We start from the raw sequence: 18028 nt of genomic DNA on the forward strand, positions 1-18028 counted from the left end.
GGTCGTCTGAAAATTTTCAGACGACCTTTTTTGATGACAAACCTTACCTATCGTCAGGCTTTTGGTTTTTCTGACGTAGTTTTTTTGGCGGTTTTTTTGCCTTCGGTAGGCGTGATGTAAGAATAGTAGTAGTCGTAAGTGCTGTTAGCCTCGCGTTTCATGCCATTGAGGATAACTCCCTTGATGGTGATTTTGTTTTGACGCAGGCGTTCCGCGCTGATAGCCAGCTCTTTGGCAGTTGTGTTGCCGTAGCGGCTGACCAGAAGGACTGTGCCTGCATGTTGTCCGACAACGACGGCATCGGTTACCGCCAAAACAGGCGGGGTGTCGATGATGACGTAATCGTAACGTTTTTGCGCGTTTGACAACAGTTCTTTGAAACGGTTGTCCATCAGTAGCTCGGACGGATTTTTAGGATAGCTGCCGGCACTGATGAGGTGCAGGTTGGGGATATTGGTTTGGATAACGGCTTGGGCAGGGGAAACTTCTCCAGACAAAATGTCGGACAGGCCGAATTCAGGTGTTACGTTCAGCAACTGATCCAGATAACCTTTGCGCATATCGGTATCAATCAGCAGGACGCGTTTGCCGGACTGCGCCATCACGGTGGCAAGGTTGGCGGAAATGAAGGATTTACCTGCTTCCGGAGTCGCACCGGTAATCATGAGGATATTATTGCGGGCGTCCAGCATGGAGAAGTAAATGTTGGTACGCAGGGCGCGGATGGCTTCGACGGCGATGTCGGTACTGTCTTCGTTTGCCAAAAGATAGGTGGAACGTCCTTTGAGCGATTTGAACTTGCGTTTGATAAGGTCGCGTTTTTGCTGGGTTTTTGAATGCGGGATAAGTGCCGAAACTTCGAGATCGAGGGCTTCGATTTCTTCAGACGACGTAATGCCGCGGCGCATGCGGCCTTGCAGTAGGAACCACATGGAGGCAAGTGCGCCTGCGGCAAGCGCGCCCAACGCTGTGATAACGGCTTTGCGGGGGGCAATCGGTTTTTCCGGCGTGTAGGCATGGTCAACGACACGGACGTTGCCTTGCGCACTGGCTTTCATGATGTTGAGTTCTTGTTGTTTCGCCAAGAGTTGGACGTAGGTCGCTTGGTTGGTTTCTACGTCGCGGGTCAGGCGGATGACTTCCTGCTGGGTGTTGGGCAGGCCGGCGATTTGCTGGTTAATTTTGCTCTTAGCGCGTTCGAGTACCGCCAATTTGTCTAAAACGGCTTTATAGGAAGGGTGCTCCGGAGTGTATAGTTCTGCCAAACCTGCTTCTTCGGTTTTGAGCAGGGTGATTTGGGTTTCGATGCTGGTCAGGCTTTCAAGCGCGCCTTTGGACTCAAGCGGAATGTCTAGAGAACCGGATCGTTCGCGGTAGGCGTTGAGTTTGTTTTCCGCATCTTGCAAGGTTTCTTTCAGACGAGGCAATTCTTCGCTAATGAACGCCAAGCCGCTGGAAGCGACTTGAACATCGCGTTCGCGGTTTTGGGAGACGTAATTGTCAGCGATGCTGTTGAGAATAGTGCTGGTTTTTTTAGGATCAGTATCGGTATAGGAAAGGTTGATGATGGGGCTGGTTTTACCTTTACTGATGACCGAGAGCTTGTTTTTCAGATTTTCGATAGCACTGAGTTTGGAGAATTTGGTCAGCTCGAAATCTTGATCTGCCTCAGCAAGAATGCGGTCGACTTTTAGAACGGTTTCGTTATTGATTTTAAGGGGCGCACCGACATGGCCTTCTTTAGTCGTACCGTCAGGGAGTGTCAGCAGGTAGGTTTTGCTGTCTTTGACAGTCAGTTTGAAGGGTTTGTTGATCCAGTCCTCAGAAACGGTGAACGCGCCGATTTTTAACATCGGGTCGTCGCTGCTACTGAGGTTGTGCACCATATTCCCGAAAATCGGGAAGTAGGTGGCTTTGACTTCTTGGTCAAGTTGCAGGTCTTCAACGGTTTTGCCCAATACCAAACGAGATTGAACGAGCTCCACTTCTGCTTCGGACGGGGCAGGTTCGTTGGAAAGCATGTTGTTGATTTCGGTTAGGATTTGGTTTTGTTTGGTTTCGATTTCCAACATGGCATCGGCACGATAGAGCGGGGTGGAGGCCAAACCGATTACGGCACCTGCCAATCCGCCTGCTAAGATTGCGGCGGCGATTTTGTTTTTGTTTTGCCACAGGCTTTGCATTTGTTGGCCGAAGTCGATTTCGTCGTTGCCGGCAGGGGCTGATGAGGGATATTGTTTGTACATCAGTAGACTTTCTTCTTAAAACGGGTTCTGTTGTGCGGAGGATGGAGATTATTGCTCTGCCTGTCCGCTCAGTTTATCCGCCCATGTATTGGCGGCTTGTTCGATTTGTAGGAAGACCGCTTCGAACATTTCACTGCTTTGTTTGAATGGGTCGGGTATATTTTTTTTCGGCAGCCATTGGGCAAGCAAAAAGGCTTTACTGCGCGCAGACGGCTGGATGTCGGCAACCATGTCGATATGTGCCGGCTCCATGACCAAAATCAAATCCGCTTCGTCGCACATTTTGGGTGTGAGTTGGCGGGCGGTATGTCCTGCGACGATAACGCCGTGTTTGAGGGCGGTTTTAATGGCTTGGAAGTCTGCATCTTTTCCTGCCAATGCGTTAATGCCGGCAGAACTGATACGGTGGTTGGGCAGTTTTTTCTGCAAAATACGTTCTGCTGTCGGAGAACGGCAGATGTTGCCCATACATACTACTAAAATATTTTGAAACATAAGGGAAGCGGTATTTTTTTCTTGTAGGGTCAAATCATTATAAAACAGTTTGCGGTCGGATATTTTTCGGTCCGGATGGTAATTTTGTTCATGCACCATTCAGACGATTCGTACCCGAACCACTATTTGCCTGACAACGGCTGCTGTCAGGCTGTCAGGTTATTTGAATGTGTTGTCGATAGAGTTGACGTTGGTTACGAAACTGGTTAATTGAGACACTACGCGGTTCCAACGGGTAACCGGTGCGGCAGTTACATAAACGATGTCGTTGGGGCGAAGGTCAAAGTCGTTACCCAATGCGTAAGCAGTCGCGTCTTTCAGGTTAAGTTGGTAAATGTGGATAGGTTTGACTGCGTCTTCAGGCGCGCGGCGGATGACGAATACGCCGGTTGCATCGGCTTGGGTTTGGTTCATCCCCCCGGCCTCACCCAGTGCCTGTGTGAGATTTAAGCCGTGATTGTCGATAGGCAGGGTGGCTTGGCGGCCGACTTCGCCCATGATGTATACTTTGCTGTTGCTGTTGTTGGGGATGTAAACGATGTCGCCATTGCTTAAGAGGTGGTTTTGCGACATATCGCCGTACTGCATGATGTTTTGCAGGGAGATGGTGCGGTCAACGCCGTTGTGCGTCCATTTGACGTTGTGGGTGTCTGCGTTTTGCGCTACGCCGCCCGCTTGATTGACGGCATCGAGGATGGTCATGGGGACGTTGGTAATCGGCAGTTGTCCGGCTTGTCCGACAGCTCCGGAAATGGAAATGCGTTGCGAGCGGAATTCGGTTACGTTGATGGTAACTTGGGGGTTTTTAAGATAGCGTTTCAGACGACTTGTCAGGATGTTTTGCAGCTCGTCTATGGTTTTGCCTTGCGCTTGGATTTTGCCGACCAGCGGGTAGGTGATGTAGCCGCTTTCGTCCACCCAGGCGCCTCGGCTGACTTGGTTGCTTTGCGGACTGCTTTGTTGGACGGGGGAGTTGAGGTCGGTGTGCGCCCAGACCATGATGTTCAATACGTCGCCTTTGCCGATATGGTATCGGTAGGCGGCTCTGCTGTGTTCGAGGGCTGCGTTGGTTTGCGACAACACCGGCGGTTTGCGCATTTTTTCAACGAGGCCGAAGGTAATCGGATAGATGGCGACTCGCTTGTCGAATTTGGTGTCTGCTACGGTTTCGTCATTATCGTAAATGATGGCTTTGTTGCGTGTGTTGATGGTGGAGCCGGGTATGACGGTAGTGCTGTTGCAGGCGGTCAGTGCCATCAGCGACAGGCTGATAAAGGCAAGCTGTTTTTTCATGTCGGTATCCTTGTCAATCTTATCATCGGGGTCGTCCGAAAACTTTCAGACGACCTTTTTTGTAGGGTATCTTACTTTATCGGTAGGGTGTTTAATGTGTCTGCTGCCAAACCAAATCGCAAATATCGTCTTTGGGATTAAAGCCTGCGGGGGCTTCAAGCAGCAGGGCGCGCAGGGTTTGTTGGTCTGAATTTGAGCACGCTAAGTCCATACGCATAATTATGTCATTTAATTGCGCCCATGGCAGCATTACTTCGCTGGCGGTCATAATTCGGGGATGAGTGGTTTTTTGCACTTCGTCTCCGATGAGCAACTCTTCGTAAAGTTTTTCGCCCGGACGCAGTCCTGTAATTTTAATTTCGATATCGCCGTCGGGATGTTGGGCATCTTTCAATTTCAGGCCGCTAAGCGTAATCATTTGTTTGGCTAAGTCAATGATTTTAACAGATTCGCCCATATCCAACACGAATACGTCGCCGCCTTTGCCCATCGCGCCCGCTTGAATGACGAGTTGGGCGGCTTCGGGGATGGTCATGAAGTAGCGGGTGATGTCTTGGTGGGTCAGGGTGATGGGGCCGCCTTCGGCGATTTGTTTTTCAAACACGGGGACGACGGAGCCGGAGGAGCCTAAAACGTTGCCAAAACGCACCATACAGAAGCGGGTGTGTTGGCCGGGTTCGGCGGCGAGTGCCTGCAGGCAGAGTTCCGCCATGCGTTTGCTGGCGCCCATGGTGTTGGTCGGGCGTACGGCTTTGTCGGTGGAGATGAGCACGAAGGTGCTGACTCCGGATTCGACGGCGGCCTGCGCGCACAAGAGCGTGCCGAAGACGTTGTTGCGGATGCCTTCGATGGTGTTGAACTCGACCATGGGGACGTGTTTGTAGGCGGCGGCGTGATAGACGGTTTCAACGCCGTACGCGGTCATGACGCTGATCAGGCGTTCTTTGTTTTGCACGGAACCGAGCAGGGGGACGACTTCGATTTGACTGCCGGCGGCTGCCTGAGTTTCGCGCAATTCTTTGTCTATGCTGTACAGGGAGAACTCGGACAGTTCGAACAGCAGCAATTTGGACGGGCGGCATTTCAGGATTTGGCGGCAGAGTTCGGAGCCGATGGACCCGCCCGCACCTGTTACCATTACGGTTTTGCCGGTAATGTCCGCACCCATGAGTTCGGGGCGGGGGGCGACGGGGTCGCGGCCGAGTAAATCGACGACGGAGATTTTTTTCAGCGCGCTGACTTTGATTTTGCCGTCCACCAAGTCTTTCATGCCGGGGATGGTCAGCACTTCGCATTTGTATTTTTCGAGGCTTTGGATGATGCGGCGGCGTTCTTCCTGAGTGGAGCTGGGGATGGCGAGCAGGATTTTTTCCACACCGTAGCGGTCGATGAGCGATTGGATGTCTTCAGGACCATAGACGGTCAGGTCGTAGATGACGGTGCGACGGATTTTGGGGTTGTCGTCCACAAAGGCGACAGCGGAATATTCGTTGACCTGTTTGATGGCTTCCAGCAGTTGGCGGCCGGATTGTCCTGCGCCGTAAATGATGACGGGCGCCATTTGTTTTTTGTGGCGGTCGGTCAGGATGGCACGCAGAATCATGCGCGAACTGGTGATACAGACGACCAGCAGCAGAAAATAAACAATAGGCAGGGCAAGGTGCAGCTTGCGCTCAAAAATCAGGGTAGTCAGGCAGAACAAGACGGCCGAAATCAGGCTGCCGAATGCGGCGGCGGTCAGGACGCGGGTACTGACGAAGCGGGTAACGGCTCGGTACAGCCCCAGTCTAACAAACAGCGCGATGGTCAAAAAGGCAGTCGAGCCGAAGGCAAGCCAGTTCGCCATGCTTGCCCATTCGTCGGAATATTGGGCTTTAAGGCTTTGTGCAAACCAAAAGGCGATAAAAACCATCAAAATATCATGGATGACGAAGAAGGTTTTTTTGACGTTGCGGGGCAGGGATAACAGGGTTTCCAAATTCATTTTGGTATATTCTGAGTAATGTTGTCGGACAGGGTTTCAGACGACCTCAGCCATACGAAGGTCGTCTGAAAAGACGTTTGTTGCTACGGAGCATTGGTTTTCCGTATGTGTCGGCTGCTTGCCGGTTCCCTTTTTTATTCGGCTGAAGCGGTAAACCGCCGCCGTCCCGATGATACGGGCGCGGCGGTTTGTACTTTATGCTGTGGCTTCTGCCAACACAGCTTCGATGTGTTCTTTGCAGAACGCGATTTCGTCGTCGGTCAGCGTCGGATGCACCAAGAACATCAGGCTGGTGTCGCCCAGTTCGACGGCGTTTTTCAGCCGCTCTTTCGGCCGCCACGGCGTGTTGTCGAAGGCTTTTTCCAAATAGACTTCGGAGCAGCTGCCTTGATAGCAGGGGACTTTGCGCGCGTTCAGTTCGTTCACGATGCGGTCGCGCGTCCAGCCTTCTTTGAGGTGTTCGGGTTTGACGAAGGCATAGAACTTGTATTGCGCGTGTTCGATGTAGTCGGCGACTTCAATCAGGCGGATGCTTTTGAATTTGCCCAGGCTTTCTGCCAGCTTGGCGGCGTGGGCTTGGCGGCGTGCCGTCCATTCGGGCATACGTTTGAGCTGGATGCGGCCGATGACTGCCTGCATTTCCATCATGCGCCAGTTGGTGCCGAAGCTTTCGTGCAGCCAGCGGAAGCCGGGGGCGTGTTCGCGGTGGTACACGGCGTCATAGCTTTTGCCGTGGTCTTTGTACGACCACATTTTGCTCCACAGCTCTTTGTCGTTGGTGGTGACCATGCCGCCTTCGCCGCCGGTGGTCATGATTTTGTCTTGGCAGAACGACCATGCGCCGACGTGTCCGATGGAGCCGACGGATTTGCCTTTGTATTTCGCGCCGTGCGCTTGGGCGCAGTCTTCGATAACCCATAAATCATGTTCTTTTGCCAAGTCCATGATGCCGTCCATTTCGGCAGGCATACCGGCGAGGTGGACGACGATGATGGCTTTGGTATTCGGCGTCAGCACGGCTTTGATGGTTTCCGCGCTGATATTTTGGCTGTTTAAATCCACGTCGGCGAACACGGGGTTTGCGCCTGCGGTAACGATGCAGGAAGCGGAGGCGAGGAAGGTGCGTGAGGTAACGATGACATCGTCGCCTGCGCCGATGCCCATTGCTTTAAGCGCAACATCAAGCGCCAGTGTGCCGTTGGAAAGGGCGACGGCGTATTGCGTGCCAGCGAAGGCGGCGAATTCTTTTTCAAATTCGCGGCATTCGGTGCCTGTCCAGTAGTTGACTTTGTTGGACAGCAGGACTTTGGAAACGGCATCGGCTTCTTCTTGGGTGAAGCTCGGCCACGGGGAGAGGGATGTGTTAAGCATTGGCTTTTCCTGCGAAAAGGCTGGTGGAGTCTTTGGGGGCGACTTCTTCCAGCAGTTGGCGGTTGATCAAGGTGTATTTTTGACCGTCGATTTCGACGTATGCGCCGTCGTAAGGCGGGAACCAGAACGCGCGGATTTTTTTCTCGACATCGTCGCCGTCATGGATTTGCTTCATCGCTTCCATTTCATCACGGCTGACGTAGCGGCCGCCGATGTTGGGCGTGGTCGGCAATTTGGCTTGCGCTTCGACGGCGCGGGCGATAATGCGTTGTGCGAACGGCTCCAATGCCTGCATGGTCTTGCGTTCGAGCGATTGGGCGGTTTCGGCAGAAGAATCAATGGGGAAGCGGTCCACTTCGATGATTTCGCCGGTGTCGATGGAGGCATCGACGTAGTGGGCGGTGCTGCCCCATTCGGACAATTCGTCCATGATGGCAAGGTTGTAGCCGCCCGTGCCTTTGTATTCGGGCAACAGGGCCGGGTGGAAGTTGATCGTACCCAAGCGCGGGACGGTCAGGAATTCGTCGCGCAGTTTGCGCCAGTAGAGTACGGACAAACCCAAGTCGTATTTCAGACGACCTTCTTTCATTGCTTCCAAGGCGGTGTCGAAAGTGTAGAGCGGCAAGCCCAATTCTTTGGCGGCGGCAGCCGTCGGTGAGCCTTGCAGGTGGCTGTCGGTCAGTACGCCGACGATTTCGATGCCGTTTTGTGAAGATAAGAGCCGGAGCAGGTTGGCGGAAAGCCGTTTACGTCCCATGAATAATATTTTTGTCATGAAATAGTCCTTTTGGCATTGTGAGTGTACGTTTGATTATGTAATGGCTAAATGCTTGAATTGATTAGGGAAGCTAAATCTTGAAGGGAGTCAATCCAAAAAGCGGGATGATATTCTGTACTAAAACTTCCAGGCGGGTGAATGTGGATATTACGCCCGGAGGGACGCAAGCCTATGGTAATCCAGCCCAAAGCGTTCGGCGCGATGAAGTCTTTGGAAAGGTTGTCGCCGATGTAGATGAAACAGTCTGCCTTGCCGGCATATTTGTCTTGTAAATAGCGGAAGCGTTTGCCGTCGGGCTTTTCCGAAGCGCAGGCTTCGGAGACGAGGATGTCGTCAAACAGGGAATACAGCCCCAAGGCTTCCAGTTTCAAGCGTTGGGTCAGGCTTCTGCCGTCGGTAATCAGTGCGCGTGCGGCGAAGGGCGCGGTCAGCTCGGACAGGAAATCATGCGGGGCATACGGCGTCAGCGTCGGGCGGTGCAGCCGGTATTGCCACAGAAGAACCTGTTTTTCCGATTCGTTGAAACCGCAGTGGCGGCACAACTTGTCCAGCCAGTCTTTGCCGTCGGGGTCGATACTGCGCCATAGGTCGTCTGAATCCCAATCGGGATACAGGGCGGCGACGGTATCGACGATCGCACGGATGCCGGAGAGCTTGTATTCGTATTCCGAGTACAGCGTATCGTCCAAGTCGAAGACAATGACGGCGGTTTCGGGATTAATCGTTTTCATGAACCAAGACCTTGGCATCGTAGCGCAGCATGATGAGGTTGTTTTCCCAGTCGTCTGAAAACGGGATTTCTTCGTTGCGGAAGTATTCGTGCATCAGCCAGCCTGGGTAATTGCCGCCTGCGGCATACGTCAGCGGGAAGCCGCCGCCGAAGCGGGGGTTGATTTCCACGCCGTAGAATTCGCCGGTTTCTTCGTTGCAGAAGAATTGCGCCGTAATGCAGCCGCGCGCGCCTTCCAATACCGCCATTTTTTCCAGCAGTGTTTGGTAGAGGCTGTTTTTGCGGGTAATGCCTTTGCTGACTTCGCCGGTACGCACTTCCAAGCGTTTTCGCGGGATGGCGCATTTCAGACGACCTTCATGGTCGTAATACATATCGACGGTAAACTCGAAAAATTCGTTTTCGATGTCGATAAGCTGGCAGAACATTAATTTGGGATCTGCCAATACTTCAGGTGTCAGATCGGCTGGTGTGTCAATCCGTTTGGCGCCGATGGCGCGGCTGCCGTCGTAAGGTTTGGCGAAGCAAGGGAAAACCAACTTCTCGCGGTCGTAAATTTCGGGCGAGCGTATGCCGTAGCGGGCAAACAGGTCGGCGGTTTTACGTTTATCGCGGCATCGCGCAATAAAGTCCGCATCGGAAACGATGATGTGGATACCTGCCGCTTCGAAGCGGCCGCGTTCGTTTGCCAGTTTTTGCAGTTCGGTGTCTATGGTGGGGATGATTAAACCGATGTTTTCTCGTACCGCCAGATCGAAGATGCTGTCGATATACGAATCCGAACTGATCAGCGGCACTTCGAACGAACCGTCCGAAACGTGGCAGGCGGAAGACATACGTGGTACCAAGTCCGTCGTCAAAATCTTGACATCGTCTGAAAACTTGGCGGCTTCGGTTTGAAAATCCTGTACCAATTCAACTCGTCTTCCTGCGGAAAGGATAAGTACGTTATTTTTTTTCATCTGTGTCATTCCCTGTGAAATACGGCATGGTGGCTTCTCCCTCAGCCGAAATGCCTTCTTTGATAAAGACTTTTTTGACCGTCAAAAACAGGATTTTCATATCCAGCCAAAAACTGTAATGGTCGATATACCAAATATCGTGTGCGAACTTTTCGTCCCACGAAAGCGCGTTGCGTCCGTTGACCTGCGCCCAACCGGTAACGCCGGGCCTCATTTCGTGGCGGCGGTTTTGAAATTCGTTGTAAAGCGGCAGGTAGCTCATCAACAGCGGTCTTGGGCCGACCAGGCTCATCTCTCCTTTTAGAACGTTCCAAAGCTCAGGAAGTTCGTCCAGGCTCGTCGCACGCAGTTTCTTGCCGAAAGGGGTCAGCCGCTCGCTGTCGGGCAGCGGGTTGCCGTCTTTATCGACCGCATCGCGCATGGAGCGGAATTTAATCATTTTAAACGGTTTGCCGTCTTTGCCTGGCCGCTCTTGGGTGAAGAATACCGGTTCGCCCAAGTTTTTGCGGATAAGGTATATCAAAATCAAAAATACGGGCGAGAGGAAAATCAGTCCTGAGGCGGAGGCGATGATGTCAAACAGGCGTTTGAAGAATTTACTCATGGGCTAATCTTTCAATCAGGTTGACGATTTTTTGATACGCCACGTCGCGCTTGAAACGGCGGACGATTTCGTCGGATTGAACGGGGTCGTTTTTGCGCGCCAGAATATCTTTGGCGGCTTGGACGAAGCTGTCTACATCGCCGGAACGGTAGTCCGCGTGCGGCAGCAGGGTGAGGACTTCGGCAACTTCGTCATTGACCTGGCTGTTTAAAATCGGTTTTTGCAATGCCATATAGTCGGACAGTTTGTTGGTAATCGACTGCATGGCGTAGGAGTGAATGGCATTGACGGAGATGTCGCAGCCTTTGGCGACCGACATCATTTCGGCGTAGGGGATGTAGCCGTAAAATTGGATGCCGTCGCAGGCATATTGTTTGAGCCTGTCCAAATCGGGGCCGCCGCCCATGATGTGCAGCTCTACATTTTCGCCGTCGTCCAACAGTTTCCGAACGCCTTTGCACACGGTTTCCACGTCATAGCTGTAACTGAGCGTACCCAAGTAGAAGAAGCGGGTTTTGTCGTCGCCGAAGTCTTTTGCCGGCGCGACATCGAGTTTGGGGAAATCCGCGCCGATATAGACGACTTCGCCGGGCACGTTCGGATTGGCTTCTTTGGCGCGGCCGAGGTAGGTCTGCGATACGGCAACCAGCGCGTCGGCGTAGCGGTAGGCACGGTTGGCGCGGGAGGAGAAGGGCAGCAGGTTGTGCGGGATTTTTTTCAAAAACGGCACAACCGAGGAGAAGGATTCCGGCCATACGTCCTGCACGTCGATAATCAGCTTGTAGCCCAAACGCGCTTTGTGTTCGCCCAAAAGCAGGTTGGTGGCGATCAGCGGGTAGGCGGAAAAGACGACGTCTTGTTCGCCCGGACGGCAGTTGTTCAGCCATTGCTCAAAATGTTTGACGAACACATGATGGCTTTTGACGCGGTCCAGCGAGACGTTTTTGCCGTAGCCGCTCTCTTCCAGCAGCATGACTTTCAGACGACCTTGCGAGGCAGATTCGGCATCTTCAGGTCGTCTGAAAGATTTGTCATAGTGTTTGAAATTGCTGGTAATCAGCAATACATCATGAGACTGCGACAACAGCTCGGCAAGATACCAGAAGCGGTTGAAATGCGGCTCGGACGGAAGCGAACAGTAGGGGGCGACGATGGTGATGTTCATATTTTCAGACGACCTCACATATCGTAAGCGGCCATTGTGGTGCGATAGATTTCATCATCGGAACACAAGGTCTCAACGTGTTTATGCAGGGCTTTGCCCATCTTTTCGCGCAGCTCGGGTTGCTTGATGAGTTTATCGACGGCTTCGATAAAGGCTTCGTCTTCGCCGAAGGGGAAACAGTATCCGGTTTCGCCGGTAATGACCATTTCGGAAATGCCGCCCATGTTGTAGGTGACGACGGGCGTGTCGTAGAGGCCGGCTTCGAGGATGTTGTTGCCGACGCCTGCGCCGTGGTCGCCGATACAGTGCGGCGTGTTCACCAAAATATCCACGTCTTTGAAATAGCCGGTCAAATCGCGTACGCCGCCGAGGAAGTTGACTTTATCGTCTATGCCCAGACGCTTCGCTTGCGCTTTCAGATTGTCCATTTCTTCGCCTATGCCTGCTACGTTCAGGCGCACGGGCATATTGCGGTCGACCATTTTCTTAAAGATGTCCAGCATCACATGCACGGCGCGGACGGTATCCAAGCGCGACAGCGTGCCGAGCATGACGTAGTCTTTGGCGGTTTTTTCAGGAACGTAATCGGCTTTGTGCAGGGCGTTGTAGGTGTAGGTGATGCGGTTGGCAGGGAAACCGTGGCGGATGAGTTTTTCCTGCTCGTGTCTGCAGTTGCCGATGATGTATACGCCCAGTTTGTCGAAAAGTTTGGCGATTTTCGGATAAGTTTCGGCATCCAAACCGCGCGCATGGTAGAACACTTTGGTTTTCGGCGAAGAGATTTTCGCCGCGATGGCACAGGCGGGAACGATACGCGCCATTTGGCAGTGGATGATGTCGGGTTTTTCTTGTTTCAACATTTTCATGTAGGCGAACATGCCTTTGATGTAGCCCAAGATGCCGCCCTGATAAAAATCAATCGGACGCCATTGGATGCCCAAGGCTTGGGCCTCTTTGATGAGCGGGCCATCGGAAGAGGCAAGGACGACCTCGTGGCCGCGCTGCCTGAGCAACCGTCCTAAGCGGAAGGTCGCGTTTTCAGTGCCGCCGAGGCCGGACATGGAAGTAGTCAAAACAATTTTTTTCATATCGTGTTTTCTATCAAGGGGTGTATCGGTACGCGTTATACGCCGTATCGCGCTGCGGCAGGACGCTGTACAGGAAAATCAAAAAGCAGGGCAGCCAGATGAAGGGCATACGAAAAATGGTTGACGGGATAAAACCTGCCAAAAGGAACAATCCCATTGCTGCCAACCCAATGACGCGCTGCTTGTTTTTCATATTCCTGCCGGCGGCGACGCAGAAGAAATAGTATGCGGCATAGAACAAAAAAGCCGTCAGCGAAATCAGACCAAAACCGAGGTATAGCTCGATAAGGAAGCTGTGCGGGTTTTCAAACGCCAAACTGTCGCTCAAGTGGCCGCCGAAATATTCTTGGAATTTTTTCGGACCATAGCCCAACAGCAGGAATGGCGGATGTTCCCAGAAATAGTTATAGATTTCCTGACGGTAGCCGACCGAATTGTCGCTTTCCAAATCAAACAGGAACAAATACAGGCGTGAGGAAATATTTTCCAAAAAGGCATTACCGTGCAGGGAGAGCAGGAAATCGGCAATGTACTGTTTCGGAATCATCGACAATCCGGCGCCTGTAACACCTATGGTCATCAGCGTAAACAGCCCGTTGTTACGGTAAATCAAGTTCAGGATAAACAAAATGATGTAACACAGGGTAGCGGTACGCGACGCACTGGCAAAAATGACTACGCCCAAACATAAAAAAAGTATCAAGCCGAGCAAGTATTCTTTTTTACTGACATCAATATTGAAAAATACTAAAACGGCAGGCGCAAAACAGAGGGCGGTCGTGCCTAAGTTGTTAGGGTTAAAGAAGAAACCCTTAATAATCCCCGCATCAATGGCCAATACTTCATCTGCTTGAACGAATTGGATGCCGGTCAAAATCTCCACAGCGGGCGGGATGATGATAAATGCGCAGAAAAAAAGCAGCAGGTGGCGGATAAACGCCATCGGATTTTCATGTCGGCTCAATACCAAGTACAGCAGATAAAACAGGCTGGGTAGGGACAGGAAGAAAAACGTATCCATAATCCTGACCGAATCCAGCGTGGTAATAAACAGATGGATGCCGCCCCAACCGCACATGATGGCAAGCGCTGCCAACATCCTGCCTGCTTTGCCGTTGAACCGTTTGGACTCTAACGCAAAAATCAGTAGGGCGGTAGGCAGCAGCAGGATGGTCAGGGGGTTGTCGATACGCGGAATACCGGCTTTGTACGACAGCATCGGCCCCAGCATATAGGCGGTTGAAATCGTGTATATCAGCGTAATGTATAAAGTCTGTGTTTTGAGTTTCACTTTGTTTCCTGAGGTGGGACGGTTTCGGAAATATTATTATATGCAGAAACAATTTGTCTGACCGCAGAATCCGACTGAATGCGTCGGTAATGTATTGGGCGGTATATCGGCCGAAAAGTTTCAGTTCCGATGGTTTTGTGTCCGTCTGAAAACTGCCGCTTCCTTCGGATTATCTTTTCAGACGACTCTTGACAGCAGCTGCTGCCGAAATAAGGGACGACTTGCGACGCCATATCAGATAGGAGAGTCCTGCCAGCCAAAGCAAGGCGAACAACGGATAATTTTCCTTTGTGCCGAAATAGGTGTAGCTCAGGCAAAGCAGTACGCTCAAAGCGGTATTGGTATAAATTTTCAGCCGCGGCAGAGGACGCCACACCCTAGATGAAAATTCGGTTTTGATGATGCAAAACACCCAAAACGATATTGCGCTCGCTATGGCTGCACCACGCGCCCCCAAATGGGGAACCAGTAGCGACAGCAGACTGAAATTGATGGCAAAAGCGACAATGTTGACTGCTGTAATTAACCAAGTTCGTTTGACAACGTTCAATCCGATACCGCTGACTTCCGTAAGCGTATAAAACAGCGGATACAACATGCATGAGAGCAGCAAAAACTGTACCGGAGCGTATTTGTCGGGCAATATCCAAGTAACGACGGGCGAGAAAATGCCGATAAAACAAATCATCGCACTGATTAATTCGGTCATCGAAAGGGTGATGCCGCCGATTTTATCCAAATGGGTTTTGTCTTCCACCCATTTGAACACCAAAGGCGCCCAAATGGTTGAGAATACGCTTTGAAAAATCAGGGCAACCGCGCCGAAGCTGACCGCCATCGAGTAAATGCCAAGCTCATTCAAACCCGCCCACTGTTTGAGCGCAAAACGATCGATTGAGGTCAATCCCCAATAAGCCAAATTCCCGAATGCCAAGGGCAAGCCGTAGCGCAGGCTTGCATGATGGGTTTCAGACGACCAAGGAGCGCGCGCAGCAGCGCGCAGTTCATGTCTGGTTTGGTATGTCAAAACGGCGACAGTCAATACTTGCGCCACGGTGTAGGCAAGGACAAGACTGACGGTATCAGTTTCGACACCGCTGAAAACGAATAACAAAACCAACGCCAAAATCAGGAATTTCGGTGTCAGCTGGCTGAGAGAAAAGGCGACAGCTTTTTCCTGCATCCTCAGTATTAGGGAGAGAAACCGCGCAAACAGGCAGGTCAGCAGGAAAATTAAAAACAGCAAGCCCAAGGTTTTATCTGGCAAATCAAAAATCAAATCTGCCGGCCAAGCCGTATTCCATACAAGCACCGCCAAAATCACGACAGTCGTCAAAACGAACGGCGACAGGCTGATGGATTTAAACAGGGACGCTTTATCTTTAGCGGCGTAATATTCGCGGATATACGCCTGATCCAAACCCAGCCCCAAAATCAGGATGGCCAGACCGGAGATGGTTTGCAGTAAGACGATGCGGCCGATGTCTTCCGCAGGGTAGTACCATGAAATCAGCGGAAGCGAGAGGATGCCGAAAGCCGCGCTGCCTATCGGGCCTAAGGCATAACCGAGTATTTTTCTTATATTCATAAATAGGTGGGGTTTGTTGCCGCCAAGATTTTCAGACGACCTGAAAACGCAGCAGCATCATATAAATAAGGGCTTTCTTAGGTCGTCTGAAAACAAACGGTCTAAGAAAGCCGACTGCCTGCCGAGAGCTGTCGGCAAGCAGTCCGCCTCAATCATCAAAGGTGTTACGCTTTCACGACTTTCGGGTTTTTCGCAGGGAACTTGCCGCGCGTATCGACAATCAGTTTGGCGTGTTCGGCAATCATGTCGTAGTCAAACTTGTCATGGTCGGTCGTCAGCACCACGCAGTCGTATTTCGCTATGGTTTCCGGCGTCAGCGGCTCGCTCTTCAGGTCGAAGTAGTGGTGGCCGGGGATGTATGGGAATTCAAGCACGTGCGGGTCAGAGTAGGAAATGTTTGCACCCAATTTGTGCAGGCGGTCCATCACTTCCACAGACGGACTTTCGCGCATGTCGTCCACGTTTTTCTTGTAGGCGATACCCAAAACCAAGATTTTGCTGTCTTTGATGGAACGGTTGTGTTCGTTCAAAGCCAGGCCCACTTTGCTGATGACGTAGTCGGGCATGTGGGAGTTCACTTCGCCTGCCAGCTCGATGAAGCGGGTGTTCACGCCGTATTCGCGCGCTTTCCAAGTCAGGTAGAACGGATCGATGGGGATACAGTGACCGCCCAAGCCCGGACCGGGATAGTAGGCGACAAAGCCGAACGGTTTGGTTGCCGCGGCGGCGATGACTTCGTGAATATCGACATCCATTTTGTCGGCGACGATTTTCATCTCGTTCACCAAACCGATGTTCACGGCGCGGTGGATGTTTTCCAGAAGCTTGGTCAGCTCGGCGGCTTTGGTGGAGCTTACCGGTACGACTTTGTCGATGGCAGGTTGATACAGCGCGATACCGACTTCCAAACAAGCAGGGGTATGACCGCCGATGACTTTCGGGATGGTGCGGGTTTCAAAATTCGGGTTGCCCGGGTCTTCGCGTTCCGGAGAGTACACCAAGAACACGTCTTTACCGACTTTCAAGCCGCCTTCTTCAACACGCGGCAGCAATTCTTCTTCGGTCGTGCCGGGGTAGGTGGTGGATTCCAAAGACAGCACTTGACCGGCGCGAAGGTAAGGTTTCACCGCGTCGGTGGTGTCGATAACGAAACTCATGTCCGGCTCGCGGTATTTGTTCAACGGAGTCGGTACGCACAAAATCACGGCTTCCACTTCGCCGATGCGGGAGAAGTCAGTGGTGGCTTCAAACAGGCTGTTTGAAGCGGCGGCGATTTTCTCGGCAGGAATATGCTCGATGTAGGTCTCGCCTTTGTTGAGTTTGTCGACTTTGGTTTTGTCGATGTCGAAGCCCAAAACCTGATAACCGATGTCCACATAGCGGAGCATCAGAGGCAGGCCGACGTAGCCCAAGCCGACGATACCGATTTTGGCGGTTTTATCTGCAAATTTCTGAATGGTGGTATTTTTCATGATAGGTCTCATGTGATGGAAAACAAACCGACGCGACCATGTCGGACTCACGCCGTGCCTGCCTGTGGAGGCATTCAGGGAAAGAGGAGGAGCTGTTCGCAGGTTTAGAGTAAAAGGGGAAAAAAAAGTTTTACGCCTTATATAAAATACGGCGCGAACAAAAAATGCAGTATTATAATATATGCATATATTATAAAACAATGATGACGGAAAGAAAGAAATCTTGTTGTTTTTAATGTATATTATTTCGTTAGTTACAAAAATTTGCATTGTAAATACAAATGATTTGCCGATTGTAAATTCCAAAATATTTTCGTAAATTAACCAAGGTTAAGATTTTTGTAAAACCGGACGTAAAATTATAAAGGTCGTCTGAAAACCTTAAAAATTGGGTTTTCTGACGACCTTTGCACATTTTGCCGTATCGCTTCAAGGCATTTTAAAACATAGAATGCCCGCTGGCGGTTTTTTCCGGCACTGCTTGAATCACGTCCCAATGTTCGACGATTTTACCGTTGCGGTCGAAGCGGAAAATATCGACGACCGCTTCACCCCGGTCTTGGGCAGAGGTTTGGCTGAAGACGTGCATGAATACCAAATCGCCTTCCGCCGCTATGCGTTTCACTGCGGCGCGCGAGCCGGGATTTTCTTTTAAGAACGGAGCGAAGGCGTCGATAAAGGCTTGTCCGCCATCGGCAACGGTCGGATTGTGTTGGATATAGGTTTTGCCGACATATTTGCTGACGGCTTCTTGCAGTTTGTGCTGATTGAACGCGAGGTCGTAGAAGGCAAGGGCGTTGGCTTTGTTGCGTGCCTCTTGGGTTTGCGCGGCTTTGGTGTGGACGGGTTTGGCTTTGGGAGCGGCGTATGCGGCGGTTGATGAGAGGGCGGCTGCGGTCAGTAAGACGGCGATGATTTTTTTCATTTTTCGATTTCCTTTTGATTGGGAGGGACAGGTCGT

At 51.7% G+C, this 18028-nt stretch carries 15 protein-coding genes; all 15 read right to left on the bottom strand.

The features are described from left to right. Window positions 1-53 precede the first annotated feature (53 nt). Window positions 54-2246 (bottom strand): polysaccharide biosynthesis tyrosine autokinase, encoded by a 2193-nt coding sequence (locus MON37_RS00945; protein ID WP_039405722.1) that lies wholly within the window; start codon window positions 2244-2246, stop codon window positions 54-56. A gap of 48 nt (window positions 2247-2294) precedes the next feature. Next, window positions 2295-2741, bottom strand: coding sequence for a low molecular weight protein-tyrosine-phosphatase (locus MON37_RS00950; protein ID WP_039405770.1), 447 nt, complete (start codon window positions 2739-2741; stop codon window positions 2295-2297). Between the two features lie 159 nt (window positions 2742-2900). Beyond that, window positions 2901-4034 (bottom strand): polysaccharide export protein, encoded by a 1134-nt coding sequence (locus MON37_RS00955; RefSeq protein WP_039405720.1) that lies wholly within the window; start codon window positions 4032-4034, stop codon window positions 2901-2903. A 91-nt stretch (window positions 4035-4125) separates the two neighbouring features. Beyond that, window positions 4126-6018 (bottom strand): polysaccharide biosynthesis protein, encoded by a 1893-nt coding sequence (locus MON37_RS00960; protein WP_039405718.1) that lies wholly within the window; start codon window positions 6016-6018, stop codon window positions 4126-4128. Between the two features lie 195 nt (window positions 6019-6213). Continuing rightward, entirely contained in the window at window positions 6214-7389 is a 1176-nt protein-coding gene (locus MON37_RS00965; RefSeq protein WP_039405716.1) for a DegT/DnrJ/EryC1/StrS family aminotransferase, read from the bottom strand. After that, entirely contained in the window at window positions 7382-8164 is a 783-nt protein-coding gene (locus MON37_RS00970; RefSeq protein WP_039405714.1) for a formyltransferase family protein, read from the bottom strand. Before MON37_RS00970 ends, MON37_RS00965 begins: the two co-directional genes overlap by 8 nt. Window positions 8165-8211: 47 nt before the next feature. Next, complete coding sequence (locus tag MON37_RS00975; protein ID WP_039405711.1) at window positions 8212-8898, bottom strand: HAD family hydrolase; 687 nt, start codon at window positions 8896-8898, stop codon at window positions 8212-8214. Beyond that, window positions 8885-9859 carry an ATP-grasp domain-containing protein gene (locus MON37_RS00980; protein WP_039405708.1) on the bottom strand — a complete coding sequence of 325 codons (975 nt, stop codon included), beginning with the start codon at window positions 9857-9859 and terminating at the stop codon, window positions 8885-8887. The genes MON37_RS00975 and MON37_RS00980 overlap by 14 nt, the downstream gene beginning before the upstream one ends. Next, window positions 9846-10463 carry a sugar transferase gene (locus MON37_RS00985; RefSeq protein WP_039405705.1) on the bottom strand — a complete coding sequence of 206 codons (618 nt, stop codon included), beginning with the start codon at window positions 10461-10463 and terminating at the stop codon, window positions 9846-9848. The genes MON37_RS00980 and MON37_RS00985 overlap by 14 nt, the downstream gene beginning before the upstream one ends. Next, on the bottom strand, window positions 10456-11628 hold the full coding sequence (locus MON37_RS00990) for a glycosyltransferase (protein WP_039405703.1): 1173 nt from the start codon (window positions 11626-11628) through the stop codon (window positions 10456-10458). Before MON37_RS00990 ends, MON37_RS00985 begins: the two co-directional genes overlap by 8 nt. A 14-nt stretch (window positions 11629-11642) precedes the next feature. Next, window positions 11643-12716 carry a glycosyltransferase family 4 protein gene (locus tag MON37_RS00995; protein WP_039405700.1) on the bottom strand — a complete coding sequence of 358 codons (1074 nt, stop codon included), beginning with the start codon at window positions 12714-12716 and terminating at the stop codon, window positions 11643-11645. Window positions 12717-12729: 13 nt separating this feature from the next. Further along, window positions 12730-14007, bottom strand: a complete 1278-nt coding sequence (locus MON37_RS01000; RefSeq protein ID WP_039405697.1) for an O-antigen ligase family protein — start codon at window positions 14005-14007, stop codon at window positions 12730-12732. A 169-nt stretch (window positions 14008-14176) separates the two neighbouring features. Further along, on the bottom strand, window positions 14177-15595 hold the full coding sequence (locus MON37_RS01005; RefSeq protein WP_039405693.1) for a lipopolysaccharide biosynthesis protein: 1419 nt from the start codon (window positions 15593-15595) through the stop codon (window positions 14177-14179). Between the two features lie 164 nt (window positions 15596-15759). Then, a complete protein-coding gene (locus MON37_RS01010) occupies window positions 15760-17067 on the bottom strand; it encodes a nucleotide sugar dehydrogenase (protein WP_039405690.1) in 1308 nt (435 codons plus the stop codon). A 439-nt stretch (window positions 17068-17506) separates the two neighbouring features. After that, a complete protein-coding gene (locus MON37_RS01015; protein ID WP_039405687.1) occupies window positions 17507-17992 on the bottom strand; it encodes a nuclear transport factor 2 family protein in 486 nt (161 codons plus the stop codon). Window positions 17993-18028 lie beyond the last annotated feature (36 nt).

The organism is Morococcus cerebrosus (assembly GCF_022749515.1).
GTDB classification, from domain to species: Bacteria; Pseudomonadota; Gammaproteobacteria; order Burkholderiales; family Neisseriaceae; genus Neisseria; species Neisseria cerebrosa.

Bases quoted from the DNA above. Each gene is read 5' to 3' on its own strand.
- MON37_RS00945 (WP_039405722.1), bottom strand. From the start codon at position 2,246: ATGTACAAACAATATCCCTCATCAGCCCCTGCCGGCAACGACGAAATC.
- MON37_RS00950 (WP_039405770.1), bottom strand. From the start codon at position 2,741: ATGTTTCAAAATATTTTAGTAGTATGTATGGGCAACATCTGCCGTTCT.
- MON37_RS00955 (WP_039405720.1), bottom strand. From the start codon at position 4,034: ATGAAAAAACAGCTTGCCTTTATCAGCCTGTCGCTGATGGCACTGACC.
- MON37_RS00960 (WP_039405718.1), bottom strand. From the start codon at position 6,018: ATGAATTTGGAAACCCTGTTATCCCTGCCCCGCAACGTCAAAAAAACC.
- MON37_RS00965 (WP_039405716.1), bottom strand. From the start codon at position 7,389: ATGCTTAACACATCCCTCTCCCCGTGGCCGAGCTTCACCCAAGAAGAA.
- MON37_RS00970 (WP_039405714.1), bottom strand. From the start codon at position 8,164: ATGACAAAAATATTATTCATGGGACGTAAACGGCTTTCCGCCAACCTG.
- MON37_RS00975 (WP_039405711.1), bottom strand. From the start codon at position 8,898: ATGAAAACGATTAATCCCGAAACCGCCGTCATTGTCTTCGACTTGGAC.
- MON37_RS00980 (WP_039405708.1), bottom strand. From the start codon at position 9,859: ATGAAAAAAAATAACGTACTTATCCTTTCCGCAGGAAGACGAGTTGAA.
- MON37_RS00985 (WP_039405705.1), bottom strand. From the start codon at position 10,463: ATGAGTAAATTCTTCAAACGCCTGTTTGACATCATCGCCTCCGCCTCA.
- MON37_RS00990 (WP_039405703.1), bottom strand. From the start codon at position 11,628: ATGAACATCACCATCGTCGCCCCCTACTGTTCGCTTCCGTCCGAGCCG.
- MON37_RS00995 (WP_039405700.1), bottom strand. From the start codon at position 12,716: ATGAAAAAAATTGTTTTGACTACTTCCATGTCCGGCCTCGGCGGCACT.
- MON37_RS01005 (WP_039405693.1), bottom strand. From the start codon at position 15,595: ATGAATATAAGAAAAATACTCGGTTATGCCTTAGGCCCGATAGGCAGC.
- MON37_RS01010 (WP_039405690.1), bottom strand. From the start codon at position 17,067: ATGAAAAATACCACCATTCAGAAATTTGCAGATAAAACCGCCAAAATC.
- MON37_RS01015 (WP_039405687.1), bottom strand. From the start codon at position 17,992: ATGAAAAAAATCATCGCCGTCTTACTGACCGCAGCCGCCCTCTCATCA.